The sequence below is a fragment of the Mesorhizobium sp. 131-2-1 genome, assembly GCF_016756535.1.
Classification (GTDB): Bacteria; Pseudomonadota; Alphaproteobacteria; order Rhizobiales; family Rhizobiaceae; genus Mesorhizobium.
In genome coordinates, this window is sequence record NZ_AP023247.1 from 6092212 (window position 1) to 6107935 (window position 15724).

The 15724-nt window shown below is 65.0% G+C and carries 15 protein-coding genes and 2 tRNA genes; 16 read left to right on the forward strand and 1 reads right to left on the reverse strand.

All coding sequences use genetic code 11. The features are described 5' to 3' along the window. Positions 1-49 precede the first annotated feature (49 nt). The 5 genes from JG743_RS29430 to JG743_RS29450 are packed head-to-tail and all read left to right on the forward strand — an operon-like array spanning position 50 to position 7444. On the forward strand, positions 50-1720 hold the full coding sequence (locus JG743_RS29430; RefSeq protein WP_202295776.1) for a thiamine pyrophosphate-dependent enzyme: 1671 nt from the start codon (positions 50-52) through the stop codon (positions 1718-1720). Further along, positions 1717-3813 carry a hydantoinase/oxoprolinase family protein gene (locus JG743_RS29435; protein ID WP_202295779.1) on the forward strand — a complete coding sequence of 699 codons (2097 nt, stop codon included), beginning with the start codon at positions 1717-1719 and terminating at the stop codon, positions 3811-3813. Before JG743_RS29430 ends, JG743_RS29435 begins: the two co-directional genes overlap by 4 nt. Then, positions 3810-5429: a hydantoinase B/oxoprolinase family protein gene (locus JG743_RS29440; RefSeq protein ID WP_202295782.1), complete on the forward strand. Its 1620-nt coding sequence runs from the start codon at positions 3810-3812 to the stop codon at positions 5427-5429. The genes JG743_RS29435 and JG743_RS29440 overlap by 4 nt, the downstream gene beginning before the upstream one ends. Continuing rightward, a complete protein-coding gene (locus JG743_RS29445) occupies positions 5426-6628 on the forward strand; it encodes a pyridoxal phosphate-dependent aminotransferase (protein ID WP_202295785.1) in 1203 nt (400 codons plus the stop codon). The genes JG743_RS29440 and JG743_RS29445 overlap by 4 nt, the downstream gene beginning before the upstream one ends. 3 nt (positions 6629-6631) lie before the next feature. Continuing rightward, a complete protein-coding gene (locus JG743_RS29450) occupies positions 6632-7444 on the forward strand; it encodes an NAD-dependent epimerase/dehydratase family protein (protein ID WP_202295787.1) in 813 nt (270 codons plus the stop codon). A 218-nt stretch (positions 7445-7662) separates the two neighbouring features. Here the strand turns inward: JG743_RS29450 and JG743_RS29455 are convergent. Then, positions 7663-7737 (reverse strand) — tRNA-Thr (locus JG743_RS29455). Between the two features lie 223 nt (positions 7738-7960). Between JG743_RS29455 and JG743_RS29460 the strand changes: the two genes are divergently transcribed. The 11 genes from JG743_RS29460 to JG743_RS29510 all read left to right on the forward strand — a co-directional run bounded on the left by JG743_RS29460 (position 7961) and on the right by JG743_RS29510 (position 15592). After that, positions 7961-8161: a hypothetical protein gene (locus JG743_RS29460; protein WP_244672970.1), complete on the forward strand. Its 201-nt coding sequence runs from the start codon at positions 7961-7963 to the stop codon at positions 8159-8161. 141 nt (positions 8162-8302) lie between these two features. Continuing rightward, the gene (gene murA / locus JG743_RS29465; protein ID WP_202295793.1) at positions 8303-9595 is read left to right on the forward strand and encodes a UDP-N-acetylglucosamine 1-carboxyvinyltransferase; all 1293 of its coding nucleotides are present in this window, start codon (positions 8303-8305) and stop codon (positions 9593-9595) included. Positions 9596-9986: 391 nt separating this feature from the next. Then, on the forward strand, positions 9987-10418 hold the full coding sequence (locus JG743_RS29470; RefSeq protein WP_202295797.1) for a DUF2948 family protein: 432 nt from the start codon (positions 9987-9989) through the stop codon (positions 10416-10418). 9 nt (positions 10419-10427) lie between these two features. Next, the gene (hisD, locus tag JG743_RS29475; RefSeq protein WP_202295800.1) at positions 10428-11720 is read left to right on the forward strand and encodes a histidinol dehydrogenase; all 1293 of its coding nucleotides are present in this window, start codon (positions 10428-10430) and stop codon (positions 11718-11720) included. A 2-nt stretch (positions 11721-11722) separates the two neighbouring features. Further along, positions 11723-12208 carry a UPF0262 family protein gene (locus JG743_RS29480; RefSeq protein WP_202295803.1) on the forward strand — a complete coding sequence of 162 codons (486 nt, stop codon included), beginning with the start codon at positions 11723-11725 and terminating at the stop codon, positions 12206-12208. Between the two features lie 42 nt (positions 12209-12250). Continuing rightward, positions 12251-12661: an arsenate-mycothiol transferase ArsC gene (locus tag JG743_RS29485; RefSeq protein WP_244672971.1), complete on the forward strand. Its 411-nt coding sequence runs from the start codon at positions 12251-12253 to the stop codon at positions 12659-12661. 87 nt (positions 12662-12748) lie between these two features. Then, positions 12749-12967 (forward strand): translation initiation factor IF-1, encoded by a 219-nt coding sequence (infA, locus tag JG743_RS29490; RefSeq protein ID WP_006200926.1) that lies wholly within the window; start codon positions 12749-12751, stop codon positions 12965-12967. A 19-nt stretch (positions 12968-12986) separates the two neighbouring features. Beyond that, positions 12987-13613, forward strand: a complete 627-nt coding sequence (locus JG743_RS29495) for a Maf-like protein (protein WP_202295806.1) — start codon at positions 12987-12989, stop codon at positions 13611-13613. After that, positions 13610-13831, forward strand: a complete 222-nt coding sequence (gene yacG / locus JG743_RS29500) for a DNA gyrase inhibitor YacG (protein WP_202295809.1) — start codon at positions 13610-13612, stop codon at positions 13829-13831. Before JG743_RS29495 ends, yacG begins: the two co-directional genes overlap by 4 nt. Positions 13832-13993: 162 nt before the next feature. Then, positions 13994-14069: transfer RNA gene (locus tag JG743_RS29505), tRNA-Phe, on the forward strand. A 212-nt stretch (positions 14070-14281) separates the two neighbouring features. Continuing rightward, positions 14282-15592: a tyrosine-type recombinase/integrase gene (locus JG743_RS29510; protein ID WP_202295812.1), complete on the forward strand. Its 1311-nt coding sequence runs from the start codon at positions 14282-14284 to the stop codon at positions 15590-15592. Positions 15593-15724: the final 132 nt, after the last annotated feature.

A 15724-nucleotide genomic window follows, 5' to 3' on the forward strand; every position in this document is an offset into this window, starting at 1 on the left:
GAAAAGGCAGGCTCGGTCCGCTTGCCGCCAATCGTGAGGATGCCGAAGCATGATCCGCAATGGCGGTCGCCTTCTTGTCGAGTGCCTGATCGCGCTTGGCGCGACCAAGAGCTTCGGCGTTCCCGGCGAGAGCTATCTCGCCGTCCTCGACGCGCTGCACGACACCTACGGCAAGCTCGATTACGTGCTCTGCCGCAACGAGGGCGGCGCGGCCTTCATGGCCTCGGCCTACGGGAAGCTGACGGGATCGCCGGGCATCTGCTTCGTGACGCGCGGCCCGGGCGTGACCAATGCCAGCATCGGCGTCCATACGGCGATGCAGGACAGCTCGCCGATGATCCTCTTCGTCGGCCAGGTCGGTACCGACATGAAGGGACGCGAGGCCTTCCAGGAGATCGACTACCGGGCGGTGTTCGGGACTGTCGCCAAATGGGCGGTCGAGATCGACGACGTCTCGCGGTTGCCGGAGATTGTCGCGCGCGCCTGGACCACCGCCGTGACCGGACGGCCCGGCCCAGTCGTGATCGCGTTGCCTGAAGACATGCTCACCACCCTGACCGAGGCCGCGCCGCTCAGCGGGCCGGCGGCGATCTTCGAGCCGGCCCCATCAGCGGACGCGCTCGCTTCGGCGCTCAAGCTGCTGGCCCGAGCCGAAAAGCCGGTGCTGCTTATGGGCGGCGCCAACTGGACGACGGAGGGGGGCGCGGCGCTCCAGGTATTCGCCGAGGCCTCCGACATCCCCGTCGTGGCGGCCTTCCGCTATCAGGACCAGTTCGACAACCATTCGCCGGCCTTCGTCGGCGAGGCCGGTGTCGGCATGGTCGCGCATGTCAAGAAGCTAATCGGCGACGCCGACGTGATCCTGGCCATCAACGTGCGCTTCGGCGAGATGACCACGGATGGCTACACGCTGCTGTCCGTGCCGGTGCCGAGGCAGAAGCTGATCCATGTGCATGGCTCCGACCGCGAGATCGGCAAGATCTATGTGCCAACGATCGGCATCCATGCCGGCCCGAACGCCTTGGCCAGGGCGCTGAGCCCGGTGAAGGGCGGCTGGGCGGACTGGCGCGCGGCGGCGCGCAAGGCCTATGAAGGCACATTCTCAGCACCCGTCCAGCCCGGTCCGGTCGACATGGTGCAGGTTACCGCCTGGCTGCGCGAGACCCTGCCCGCCGACGTCATCCTCACCAACGGCGCCGGCAATTTCACGGTGTGGCCGAACAAGTTCTTCAAGTTCGGGCCGCAGGCGCGGCTGCTTGCGCCGCAGTCCGGCGCCATGGGCTACGGCCTGCCGGCGGCGATCGCCGCCAAGGTCGCGTATCCCCGGCGCACGGTCGTCTGCTTTGCCGGCGACGGCGACTTCCAGATGAATTGCCAGGAGCTCGGCACCGCCATGCAGGCGGGCGCGCAGCCGATCGTGCTGATCCTCAACAACGGCATCTATGGCACGATCCGCGCGCATCAGGAGCGGCACTATCCGGCCCGCGTTTCGGGAACCTCGCTCGAGAACCCCGACTTCGTCACCCTGGCGAAGGCCTATGGCTTCCATGCCGAGCGGGTCGAGTCGACAGGGGATTTCGCCGCCGCATTCGGCCGGGCGCTCAACTCCGCGACGGGCGCCGTTCTCGACATCGCCATCTCGCCCGAAGCGCTCACGCCCCGGCAGACCCTATCCCAGATGCGCGACGCCGCGCTCGCTTCCCAGAAGGCCAAGGCATGACCTCCAGAACAGACGACATCCGTCTCGGCGCGGACATCGGCGGCACCTTCACCGACATCGCCCTCGACATCAGGGGGGCGCTGTTCTCGACCAAGGTGCTGACCAACTACTCGGCGCCCGAACAGGCAATCCTCGACGGCATCGCCATCGTCACCCGCGATGCCGGCATCTCCCCTTCCGAGATCGGCATCATCATCCATGGCACGACGCTGGCGACCAACGCGCTGATCGAACGCCGCGGCGCGAGGACCGCGCTGGTCACGACCGAGGGGTTCCGCGACGTGATCGAGATGCGCACGGAAAACCGCTTCGAACAGTATGATCTCAACCTGCAACTGCCGACGCCGCTGATCCCGCGCGAGGACCGCTTCACGGTCAAGGGCCGCATCGGCGCCGAGGGGCAGGAACTGCAGCCGCTCGACGAAGCCGCTCTCGAAGCGATCGCAGGAAAGATCGCCGGTGGCGGCTTCGGCTCGGTGGCGATCGGCTTCATCCATGCCTACGCCAACGCCGACCACGAGCGGCGTGCCCGCGAGATCCTCGCCCGCAAGCTCAGCATCCCGATCTCGATCAGCGCCGAAGTCTCGCCACAGATGCGCGAGTTCGAGCGCTTCAACACGGTCTGCGCCAACGCCTATGTGCGTCCGCAGATGGCCGACTACCTCGCCCGTTTGCAGATCCGCCTGAAGGAAATGGGCGCCGACTGCCCGGTGTTCATGATCCATTCGGGCGGCGGCCTGATCTCGGTGGAGACCGCCTCGGAATTCCCCGTACGGCTGGTCGAGTCCGGTCCGGCGGGCGGCGCTATCTTCGCCGCCGACATCGCCCGGCGCTTCGGCCTGGAGAAGGTCGTCTCCTATGACATGGGCGGCACCACCGCCAAGATCTGCCTGATCGAGGACTATGCGCCGCGCACGGCAAGGACCTTCGAGGTGGCCCGCACCTACCGCTTCTGCAAGGGCTCGGGCATGCCAATCTCTATTCCGGTGATCGAGATGATCGAGATCGGCGCCGGCGGCGGCTCCATTGCCTGGGTCGACGCCATGGGGCGCATCCAGACCGGGCCTGAAAGTGCGGGATCGGAACCGGGGCCGGCCTGCTATGGCCGCGGCGGCAAGCGTCCGGCGATCACCGACGCCGACTTGGTGCTTGGCAAGCTCGATCCCGACAATTTCGCCGGCGGCGCGATCAAGCTCGATGCCACCGCATCCGAGCAGGCCATCCTGCGCGATGTCGGCGAGCGCCTGTCGCTCAATGCGATGTCGACCGCCTTCGGCATCTGTGAGGTGGTGGACGAGAACATGGCCAATGCCGCTCGCGTCCATGCTGTCGAGAACGGCAAGAACATCTCCGACAATCTGATGATCGCCTTCGGCGGTGCTGCGCCCCTCCATGCGGCAAGGCTCTGCGAGAAGCTCGGCATCGACCAGTGCATCGTCCCCAAGGGCGCGGGCGTCGGATCGGCGATCGGCTTCCTCAAGGCGCCATTCGGCTATGAGGCGCTGGCGTCGAAGCTGACGCGACTGTCGCGGTTCAAGCCAACCGAGGTGAACGCCCTGCTCGCCGATCTCAAGGCGTCCGCCGAAGGTTTCGTGCGGACCGGCGCCAGCGGCAGGATCGTCTGCGAGATCACCGCCTTCATGCGCTATGCCGGCCAGGGCTGGGAAATCCCCGTGCCGATGGCGGACGAGCCGTTCGGCGACGATGCCGCCGAGAAGCTCAAGGCGCTGTTTGAGACCAACTACCAGCGCTTCTTCGGCCGCGCCATCGAAGGGCTCGACGGGCTGGAGATTGAAATCGTCACCTGGTCGGTCAAGGCGACGGATGTTCGCCCCGCAGTCGCCAGGCACGAGCTCACCCCCGGCAAGCGGACCAGTGAGGCGGTCACGACCCGCGCCGTCTTCGATCCGGCCAACGGCGCGCCGCAGACCTATGGCATCATCGACCGCGAGACGCTTTGCGCCGGCGACCGGGTGGCCGGGCCGGCGGTCATCGTCGAGCGCGAGACATCCACCGTCATCACCACCAGCTTCGACGCCGTCATCCAGAGCGACGGCGCAATCCTCCTGACCCGCAAAGGCAGCCAGGCATGAGCGACATTGGCGAAATCCGCATGCAGGTGATGTGGAACCGGTTGATCTCGGTGGTCGAGGAGCAGGCGTTGACGCTGCTGCGCACCGCCTTTTCGACTTCGGTGCGCGAATCCGGCGACCTGTCGGCGGGCGTGTTCGATCCGCGCGGCCAGATGCTGGCGCAGGCCGTCACCGGCACGCCCGGCCACGTCAACACCATGGCCGAGGCCGTGCTGCATTTCATGAACGAGATCCCGCGCGAGGAGATGTACGAGGGCGATACCTACGTCACCAACGATCCATGGCAGGGCACGGGCCATCTGCACGACATCACTATGGTGTCGCCGTCCTTCCTGAACGGCGAGCTCGTCGCGTTCTTCGCCTGCACGGCGCATGTCGTCGATGTCGGCGGGCGCGGCTTCGGTGCCGACGGCAAGTCGGTCTACGAGGAAGGCATCCAGATCCCGATCATGAAGTTCGCGGAAAAGGGCAAGGTCAATCTCGACCTGGTCAGGATCCTGCGCGCCAATGTCCGCGAGCCCAACCAAGTGGTCGGCGATTTCTATTCGCTCGCTGCCTGCAACGAGGTCGGCCATCGCCGCCTCGTCGACATGATGAAGGAGATCGGCCTGGCGTCGCTGGACGGGCTGGGCGACTTCATCTTCTCGCGCACTCGCGACGCCATGCTCGACCGTATCAAGGCGCTGCCCAAGGGAAGCTGGTCGAACGAGCTGGTGACCGACGGCTATGACGCGCCGGTGAAGCTCGCGGCCAAGGTTTCGGTCCGCGACGACCACGTCGAGGTCGATTTCACCGGCACCGACCCGATGAGCCGTTGGGGCATCAACTGCCCGATCATCTACAGCAAGGCCTATGCCTGCTATGCGCTGAAATGCGTGGTTGCTCCGGATATCCCGAACAATGCCGCTTCGCTGGCCTTCTTCACTGTCTCGTCGCCGGTCAACATCCTGAACGCCGTGCGGCCGGCGCCGGTGGCGCTCAGGCATATCTTCGGCCACATGGTTCCGGACCTCGTGCTGGGCGCCATCTCCCAGGCCCTTCCCGGCAAGATCCTTGCCGAAGGTGCGGGCGCGCTGTGGAACATCCACATATCGGCGCGTCCGGTCGCCGGAGCATCCGGCCGCCGCGCCGAGGTGCTGATGTTCAATTCCGGCGGCATGGGCGCCCGCCCCGGCCTCGACGGCCTGTCGGCTACTGCTTTCCCGTCGGGCGTGCACACGATGCCGATCGAGGCGACGGAACATACCGGCCCGATCGTCATCTGGCGCAAGGAGCTGCGCCCGGACTCCGGCGGCGACGGCGAGTTCCGCGGCGGCCTGGGGCAAGTCATCGAGATCGAGGCGACCGACGGCCATGAATTCGACTTCTCGGCCATGTTCGACCGCGTCAATCACCCTGCCCACGGGCGCAACGGCGGCAAGCCGGGCGTCGCCGGCGTGGTCAAGCTCGACGACGGCACGAAGATGCGGCCGAAGGGCTGGCAACACGTTCAGGCCGGCCGCCGGCTGATCCTGGAATTGCCGGGCGGTGGCGGCTATGGCGATCCGTCCAAGCGCAGCCCTGACGCGCGGGCGAACGACCGGTCCAAGGGTTACATCTCGGAGAACGACCAATGAGCTATGTTGCCTCGCGCCTGTCAGCGGTGAAGCCTTCCGCTTCGATGGCGGCCTCGCAGGCGGCCAAGGCACTGCGCGCCAAGGGCATCGACGTGATCGATCTCGGGCTCGGCGAACCGGATTTCCCGACGCCCATGCACATCATCGATGCCGCCCATTTCGCGGCGAAGGCCGGCCAGACGCTTTATACGGGTGCCGCCGGCACGCCCGAGGTGCGCGAGGCCATTGCCGGCAAGTTCCGGCGCGAGAACGGTCTCGACTACACGGCCGACGACATCGTCGTCGCCAACGGCGCCAAGCAGATCATCTTCAACGCGCTGATGGCGACGCTCGAGAGCGGCGACGAGGCGATCCTGCCGGCGCCGTACTTCGTCTCCTATCCCGAAATGGTGAAGCTGCTCGGCGGCACGCCTGTCGTCGTCGAGTGCCCGGAGACTACAGGCTTCCGGCTGACGCCGGCCTTGCTGGAAAAGGCGATCACGCCAAGAACCAAGTGGCTGTTCCTCAACATGCCCGGCAACCCGTCAGGCGCCGTCTATTCGGAACCCGATCTCGAGGCGCTGGGCACGGTGCTGGCAAGGCACCCGCAGGTGCTCGTGCTTTCCGACGAGATCTACGAGCACATCCTCTTCGACGGGCGCGAATTCGTGTCCTTCGGCAAGGCCTGTCCCGACCTCAAGGACCGCACGCTGATCGTCAACGGCGTTTCGAAATCCTATGCGATGACCGGCTGGCGTGTCGGCTATGCGGCTGGCCCGGCGCCGCTTCTCAAGGCGATGTCGACGATCCAGAGCCAGTCCTGCACCTCCGTCTGCTCGATTGCGCAGGCTGCGACGGTCGCGGCGCTCAACGGCCCGCAGGACGAGGTGGCCCGCTTCCGCGGGGCATTCGAAGCGCGCCGCGACCTGGTCGTCGACGGTATCCGCAAGATCAACGGGCTCACGCTGTCGCCGCCGGACGGCGCCTTTTATGCCTATATCGGCTGCGCCAGCCTGATCGGCCGCAAGACCCCGAAGGGCGTCGTGCTCGAGGACGATGCGGCCGTGGCGAACTATCTTCTCAACGAAGGCCGGGTGGCGTCGGTGCCGGGCGTCGCCTATGGACTGTCACCCTATTTCCGCATCTCGACCGCGACCAGCGAAGAGGTGCTGACCGAAGCGATCGCGCGGATCAATGCCGCCGTCGCGCAAGTGGAGTAAACGATGCCGCACTACGAACGTATCCTGATCACCGGCGCCGCCGGCCGCCTCGGTTCGGAACTGCGCAAGGGGTTGGTGCCGCTGGCCAGAACCATCCGCCTGGCGGGGCGCGAGCCGTTCGGTGATCTGGCGACGCACGAGGAGGAAGCGGTCTTCGACCTCGCCGACATGGAGGCGACGATCGCGGCGACCAAGAACTGCGACGCGATCGTGCATTTCGGCGGCGCGCCGCTCGAATGCGAATGGCAGACGATCCTTGATTCCAGCATCCGCGGCTCCTATCACATCTATGAAGGTGCCCGGAAACACGGGGTGAAGCGCGTCATCTACGCTTCCTCGGTGCATGCCATCGGCTATCACGAGGTCGAGGCGCATATCGGCGTCGACGCGCCGGTGCGCCCGGACAGCCTCTATGGCGTGTCGAAGAATTTCGTCGAGAGCCTGAGCCGGCTCTACTGGGACAAGTTCGGCATCGAGACGGTGTGCCTGCGCATCTTCTCGTCTTTCCCGGAGCCGGCCGACCGGCGCATGCTGTGGTCCTACCTCTCCTTCGCCGACTGCGTGCGCCTGGTCGAGGCCTCGCTCACCGCGCCGCGCGTCGGCCACACGATCTCCTTCGGCATCTCCGACAACAAGGTGAAAACGGTCGACAACAGCGGCGCCAACCATCTGGGCTTCATCCCGCAGGACAGCGCCGAGCCGTTCCGCGCCGTCGTCGAGGCGAAAACGCCCGTTCCCGACCCGAAAAGGCCGTCGGTCAGATATCTCGGCGGCTGGTTCTGCGAACTCGGCCATCCGGACGACAAAGCCGAATAACGGTCAGCCGGGCCAACTCGCATCGGTCAAAGCGGTCTTGCTGCTCCTGAAAGGTTGAAGACCTTTCGAACAGCGAGCCGCGCAGGGCTGTTCCCACCAAGGCGATTGCGAACGCGCCGGGGCGTTCGCGCCTGTCCGTTTGTCGCGGGATCTTGTCGCGTCGGAACGGTCAGAAGACCTTGCCTGCCAAGGGTTTCGGCGATTTCAAGGAGATAGGCTGGTGCTGCGAGAGAGGATTGAACTCTCGACCTCTCCCTTACCAAGGGAGTGCTCTACCACTGAGCTACCGCAGCCGATGGCGGGGCTTCTGCCATAACGAACCGGCGAGCGCAAGGCCAAGAAAAACCTAAAGTGTCGCGTTTCATTGTCGCAAAACCGCTGGGCTGTTTTGGGCGGCATGCACGGCAGCGCCGCGGCTGTGGAAGCCGCCTTGCAACGGCTTTCCCGGACATGGCCGCGCCACAATGTTGGCTATCCCTCAACAGGGGTTGGCGGTCAGCCAGCCGGGACAGGACGATGATCGACAAGGCAAATCCACCGAAAAAAGGCGGCAGCGACCGCAAGGACCGGCTCGCCGAAGCGTTGCGCGCCAATCTCGGGAAACGCAAGGTGCAGTCGCGCTCGCGCCGCACAGGCGGCGCCGACGAGCGGCGCGCCGGCGAGCCCGACCAGCGGCCGGAAGGATTGCCGACTGCTGGAAAAATGCACAAGGACTAACCCAAACCGGCCACACTGCCCGGCCACACTTGGCCCAAGGGACCAAAAATCCTATTTCTTGAACCAAGCCGGCCAATGGTCTAGACGGGCCGATACTCAAACGATTGAAACCGGCCGTTCTGGCCGAGGGGACATTCTCTCATGGATCGCATCAGAATTGTCGGCGGCAACAAGCTGGCCGGAAGCATTCCGATCTCCGGCGCGAAAAACGCAGCATTGCCGCTGATGATCGCCTCGCTGTTGACCGACGACACGCTGACGCTGGAAAACGTGCCGCATCTGGCCGATGTCGAGCAATTGATCCGCATCCTCGGCAATCACGGCGTCGACTATTCCGTCAACGGCCGCCGCGAGAAGCAGCAGGAAGGCTATTCGCGCACCATCAATTTCTCCGCCCGCAACATCGTTGATACCACCGCGCCCTACGAGCTGGTGTCGAAGATGCGCGCCTCCTTCTGGGTGATCGGACCGCTGCTTGCCCGCATGGGCGAGGCCAAGGTGTCGCTGCCGGGCGGCTGCGCCATCGGCACGCGCCCGGTCGACCTGTTCCTGGAAGGCCTGCAGGCGCTCAGCGCCGATCTCGACGTCGATACCGGCTATGTCATCGCCAAGACCAAGAACGGCCGTCTCGTCGGCAACCGCTATGTGTTCCCGAAAGTGTCGGTCGGCGCCACCCATGTGCTGATGATGGCAGCCTCGCTGGCCAAGGGCGAAACGGTGCTGGAAAACGCCGCTTGCGAACCCGAGATCGTCAACCTGGCCGAATGCCTCAACGCCATGGGTGCCAGGATTTCCGGCGCCGGCACGCCGACCATCACTATCGACGGCGTCGAGGCGCTGTCGGGCGCCCGCGTGCGCGTCATCCCCGACCGCATCGAGACCGGCACCTATGCGATGGCGGTGGCGATGACCGGCGGCGACGTCGTGCTCGAAGGCGCCCGCCCCGAGCTGCTGCAGACGGCGCTCGACGTGATTTCGCAGACCGGCGCGGAGATCACGCCGACCAATTCCGGCATCCGTGTCCGGCGCAACGGCGCCGGCATTGCGCCGGTCGACGTGACGACGGCGCCCTTCCCGGCCTTCCCGACCGACCTGCAGGCGCAGTTCATGGGCCTGATGACGATGGCCAAGGGCAAGTCGCGCATCACCGAGACCATCTTCGAGAACCGCTTCATGCATGTGCAGGAGCTCGCCCGCCTCGGCGCCCACATCACGCTGTCCGGCCAGACGGCGATCGTCGACGGTGTCGCCAAGCTCAAGGGCGCGCCGGTGATGGCGACCGATTTGCGCGCCTCAGTGTCGCTGGTCATCGCCGGCCTTGCCGCCGAAGGCGAGACGACGGTCAACCGCGTCTACCACCTCGACCGCGGCTTCGAGCGGCTGGAAGAAAAGCTTTCCGGCTGCGGCGCGGTGATCGAGCGGATTTCCGGCTGACGGCCGCAAGCTGACCAATTGGAAGTCGACGCTACCATTGCCCCCTGCCTTCCGCGGTGGTGGTTGGCGAAGCCTGAAGCGGCATCTGATCTCCCCCTTTGCGGGGGAGATGTCCGGTAGGACAGAGGGGGGTGTGAAGGATCGCCAACCTTCGACCTAACCCACTACGAACGGGAAACTCGGGCGAGGACCTAGCTCCGATTGACGACAAGCCGGAGGGACAGCACCCCTCTCTGTCCTGCCGGGCATCTCCCCCGCAAGGGGGGAGATTGGCAGTTTCGCCGACGGCGTCTGTCTACTGATTGCCTTGGGCAGTATCCGTGTCGAGGTTGCACGGACCAGAAAGACCGCCTAACAGGAAGCTGAAACCAACCTTAGGTACAAATTCCGCATGGCTCTCAAGCTCATCGCGCTCGACGACCAGGACCTGGGCATCGTCTCGGCCCATGTCCAGGATGCCGTGATGAAGGTCTCGGACCTCGAATACCTGCCCGCGGCCAAGCGCTTCGTGCTGACCATGAACCGTTTCGTCTGGGAGGCGAAATCCGGGCTGTTCCGCCAGCACAATGAGCGGCGCCAGGCGGTGCTGCATTTCGACCGCGTGCTTGGCGCCAAGACCAATGGCATCCCCCGCGGCAAGCCGGCCGAAGTGCTGTCGCTTTTGGCGATCAGCTTCGTCGAAATCAGCAAGCCCGCCGGCATCGTCGAGCTTATCTTTTCCGGCGGCGGCACAATCATGCTCGATGTCGAATGCATCGAGGCGCGGCTTGCCGACATAGGCGGCGCCTGGGAAGCTTCCTCGCGTCCCGTGCACAGGGCTTGAGCGCAGCAGATGGCCATCACACTCAGCCAATCCGACGCCGATTTCGAGCAGCGTTTCGCCGCCTTCCTGACGACCAAGCGGGAGGTGTCGGCCGACGTCGACGCCGCGGTGCGCGAGATCGTCCAGCGCGTGCGCGCCGAGGGCGACAAGGCCCTCATCGACTATACGCTGAAGTTCGACCGCGCCGATCTCACCAGGCTCGGCATCGCCGTCTCCAGGGATGACATCGCCAAGGCCTATGCCGAGGCCGATCCGCAGACGGTCGAGGCGCTGCGCTTCGCCCGCGACCGTATCCGCTCCCACCATGAGCGGCAGAAGCCGAAGGACGACCGCTATACGGACGCCGCCGGCGTCGAGCTCGGCTCGCGCTGGACGGCGATCGAGGCGGTCGGCCTCTACGTGCCCGGCGGCACGGCAAGCTATCCGAGCTCGGTGCTGATGAACGCCGTGCCGGCCAAGGTCGCCGGCGTCGAGCGCATCGTCATCGTGGTGCCGGCGCCGGGCGGCGTCATCAACCCGCTGGTGCTGGTGGCCGCCGACATCGCCGGCGTCTCCGAAATCTACCGCGTCGGCGGCGCGCAGGCGATCGCGGCCCTCGCCTATGGCACGGAGACGATCAGGCCGGTCGCCAAGATCGTCGGCCCCGGCAATGCCTATGTCGCAGCGGCCAAGCGCCAAGTGTTCGGCACGGTCGGCATCGACATGATCGCCGGACCGTCGGAAGTGCTGGTGGTGGCCGACGGCAGCAACGACCCGGACTGGATCGCCGCCGACCTCCTGGCCCAGGCCGAGCATGACGTGTCGGCGCAGTCGATCCTGATCACCGACGATCCCGCCTTCGGCAAGGCGGTGGAGGAAGCCGTCCAGCGCCAGCTGCAGAGCCTGCCGCGCGCCGAGACTGCCGCCGCAAGCTGGCGCGATTTCGGCGCCATCATCCTGGTGCCGACCATCGAGGCCTCGCTGCCGCTGGTCGACCGTATCGCCGCCGAACATGTGGAACTCGCCATCGACGACGCCGAGGCCTTCCTTGCCAGGATGCGCAATGCCGGCGCCGTCTTCCTTGGCCGCCACACGCCCGAGGTCATCGGCGACTATGTCGGCGGCTCGAACCACGTGCTGCCGACGGCGCGCTCGGCGCGCTTTTCGTCGGGGCTTTCGGTGCTCGATTTCGTCAAGCGCACATCGATCCTCAAGCTCGGGCCGGAGCAGCTGCGCGCGCTGGCGCCGGCGGCGATCGCGCTCGCCAGGGCGGAAGGGCTCGATGCGCATGGCCGTTCCGTCGCGATCAGGTTGAACATGTAGCGATGTCCGACTACGACCGAACCCGCGCCAGGCTGATCGATGTCGAGCTCGACGAATCGATCGGCCGTTCGACGCCCGATGTCGAGCACGAGCGGGCGGTGGCGATCTTCGACCTGATCGAGGAAAACAGTTTCCAGCCGGTCAATGACGACGGCGCCGGACCCTACCGGCTCAAGCTGTCGCTGGTCGATTCCCGCCTGGTCTTCGCGGTGACGCGCGAGGATGGCGCCGGCGTCGTCACCCACATCCTGTCGCTGACGCCGCTGCGGCGGATCGTCAAGGACTATTACCTGATCTGTGAAAGCTATTACGACGCCATCCGCTCGTCGACGCCGAGCCACATCGAGGCGATCGATATGGGCCGGCGCGGCCTGCACAATGAGGGCTCGCAAACCTTGATGGACCGGCTTGCCGGCAAGATCGACATCGATTTCGACACGGCGCGCCGGCTGTTCACGCTGGTCTGCGTGCTGCACTGGCGGGGCTAGGCCCTGGCCTCGCTGCCTCATTCGATCCTGTTTCTGTGCGGCATGAACGCCGTGCGTTCGCCGATGGCCGAGGCGCTGGCGCGGCGCATGTTGCCCTCGGCCATTTTCGTCGCCTCGGCCGGCGTGCGCGCGGGCGAGCGCGACCCGTTCGTGGACGCGGTGCTGACCGAGGACGCGCTGTCTCTGGGCGAACGCCAGCCGAGGACCATGGACGAGCTGGAGGACGACTACTTCGACCTGATCGTGACACTGGCGCCGGAGGCGCATCACGCGGCGCTGGAGCTCACCCGCTCGCTCGCCGTCGAGGTCGAATACTGGCCGATGCCCGACCCGACGGATGCCGGCGGCACGCGCGAGCACATCATGGCCGCCTATCGCGACGTTCGCGAGCGGCTGAAGGCGCGCATTGCCAGACGTTTTCCTGCATCCGAGGCAAAAACGCCCGTGGATTAAGCGTGTTCACAAGCGGACGATTATCATATAGGTTCCGCCGAAATTCCGGCCGGGGCGCCGGAACCGAAATCCAAGCAAAGGTATCGAATGCCGAAGGAAGAAGTCCTCGAGTTTCCGGGTGTGGTCACGGAGCTGCTGCCCAACGCGATGTTCCGGGTGAAGCTCGAAAACGAACACGAGATCATCGCCCACACGGCCGGCCGCATGCGCAAGAACCGCATCCGCGTGCTGACCGGAGACAAGGTCCTGGTCGAGATGACACCCTATGACCTGACCAAGGGCCGCATCACCTACCGTTTCAAGTAACAGCCCGGCGCGACCCCAGATGAGCATCCTGCAGAAGCTCGTGCTTGCCTCGGGTTCGCCGCGCCGCATCGAGCTGTTGCAGCAGGCCGGCATCGAGCCGGACCGCGTGCTGCCCGCCGATGTCGACGAGACGCCGCTGCGCGCCGAGCATCCGCGCTCACTGGCCAAGCGCCTTTCCAAGGACAAGGCCGAGAAGGCGTTCGCCTCGCTGAAGAGCGAGGAGGATTACGCTCCGGGCTTCGTGCTGGCCGCCGACACGGTGGTGGCGGTCGGACGGCGAATCCTGCCCAAGGCCGAGACGATCGACGACGCCGTCAACTGCCTCGGCCTGCTTTCGGGCCGCTCGCACCGGGTCTACTCCGGGCTCTGCCTGATCACGCCTGGCGGCAAGCTGCGCCAGAAGCTGGTCGAGACAAGGGTGCGCTTCAAGCGATTGCCGCGCGAGGAGATCGACGCCTATGTCGCCTCCGGCGAATGGCGCGGCAAGGCCGGTGGCTATGCCGTGCAGGGGCTCGCCGGCTCGTTCGTCGTCAAGCTGGTCGGCTCCTACACCAATGTCGTCGGCCTGCCGCTCTACGAGACGACGGCACTGCTTGCCGGCGAGGGCTTCAAAGTGCATGCGAGCTGGCTGACCCCGCGACCATGAGCATGGACGACAAGGTCACGCCGCTGCGCCCCCGACGCCCCTGCCCCGAATGCGGCAAGGCGTCGGCGCGCGAGCATTATCCGTTCTGCTCGGTCCGCTGCAAGGACATCGACCTCAATCGCTGGCTGAAGGGCGCCTACGTCATCCCCGGCCGCGAGAGCGAGGAGGAGGAAAACGATGGACCGGGCCATGACCCGTCGCCCGGGAACGAGCCGTAAGCGCGCGACAAGCACGGTTTTCCAGCGGTTTTCTTTTCCCGGCTGAAATCCGTGCTTAGGCGCTGGACAGGCTGAATTCCCGTGCTATAACCCACGCGCTTTCAAGGGGCGCCGGCGGCGTCTTCTAGAAATCCGGCCTGCGAAATCTCGTTTGCCGGCGAGGCCCAGATAGCTCAGTTGGTAGAGCAGCGGACTGAAAATCCGCGTGTCGGTGGTTCGAATCCGCCTCTGGGCACCATCCCCTCTTCTCCCGACAGTCCCTTTCGCCGAAGCTTCTACTCTCCTGTCTCGGCAACTAGCTGAAATACTTACTGATTTCGCTGCCCAAAGCGCGGATGGTCGGGTTTCGTGGAATTTCGGCGCAGTTGGTCCAACGAGGCGGGGGGCTGGTATTTTCGCTGGTATTGGAGATCCTGATGGTATCGATGCAGCCAAATGGAGGTCCCGAAAATGGCTCTTTCCGACGTAAAATGCCGTAATGCCCGACCCGCTTCCAAGCTCGTGAAATTGTCTGACGGTGGCGGGCTCCAGCTTTGGGTGCAGCCTACCGGATCTCGCCTATGGCGCCTCGCCTATCGTTTTGGCGGCAAGCAGAAGCTTCTGGCGTTGGGCAGCTATCCCCTCATCTCCCTCGCTGAGGCACGCGAGGCGCGCGATACCGCCAAACGTCTCCTCCTACGTGGCATCGACCCCGCACAGGAGCGTAAGTCGCAAAAGGCTTCGGCGGAGGACACCTTTCGCTCAATCGCGGAGGACTATGTCGACAAGCTGAAGAAGGAGGGACGTGCCGACCGGACCATCACCAAGGTCAAATGGCTGCTCGACTTTGCCTATCCAACGTTTGGGGACAAAAGCGTTCGGGAGATCGATCCGGCCACAATTCTTGCCGCTCTCCGCAGCGTGGAGGTTCGTGGTCGATACGAGTCGGCCAGGCGAATGCGCTCCACCATCGGCAGCGTGTTTCGATATGCAATCGCAACCGCACGCGCCGATGTAGATCCGACGATCGCCCTGAGGGGCTCACTCGTCGGTCCGACGGTCACGCCCCGTGCCGCGGTTACCGATCCTAAGGCCTTGGGAGGCTTGCTGAGGGCGATTAATGCATTTGACGGACAGCCTACAACCCGAGCCGCTCTGAAGCTGATGGCCCTGCTATTTCCCCGCCCCGGCGAGCTGCGCGCGGCCGGATGGGACGAGTTCGATTTCGAAAGCTCGGTGTGGAGCATCCCTGAAGGACGCATGAAGATGCGACGGCCGCACCGCGTACCTCTTTCCACGCAGGCCGTCAGCGTCCTGACCTCACTTAGAGAAATCTCTGGTGGTGGATCGCTGTTGTTTCCTAGTGTTCGATCGGGTTCGCGTCCGATTTCCGACAACACGCTTAACGCCGCCCTTCGCCGTATGGGCTATGGCAAAGAAGAAGCTACCGCGCACGGCTTTCGAGCAACGGCATCAACTCTGCTAAACGAATGCGGCAAGTGGCACCCGGACGCCGTAGAGCGGCAGCTGGCCCACATTGAGAACAACGACGTTCGGCGCGCCTATGCCCGGGCAGAGCACTGGGAAGAGCGCGTCAGGATGATGCAATGGTGGGCCGATTATCTGGATGAACTCGAGAGCAAAAACTCGCGGGTGGTCTCAATCGGGGGACGCGAGGCAAGCCTGCTGTCCATACATCCTCGCGAGGGTCTAGTTTGGAAGCCAACAGCGACGGTTCGCCAAACGACGAGACGAACCTCCAATCTCCGAAAATCACACTGAACCCCGTCGAAAACACCGAAACTGGGCGACCAATGTTGCAGGCCCGGAGGGTCATCGTTTTCCACAGGAAATCAATTGGCCACACATTTCCTTCGTATTCTCTCGTATGGTCTGGCGAACCTAAGAGCCTGA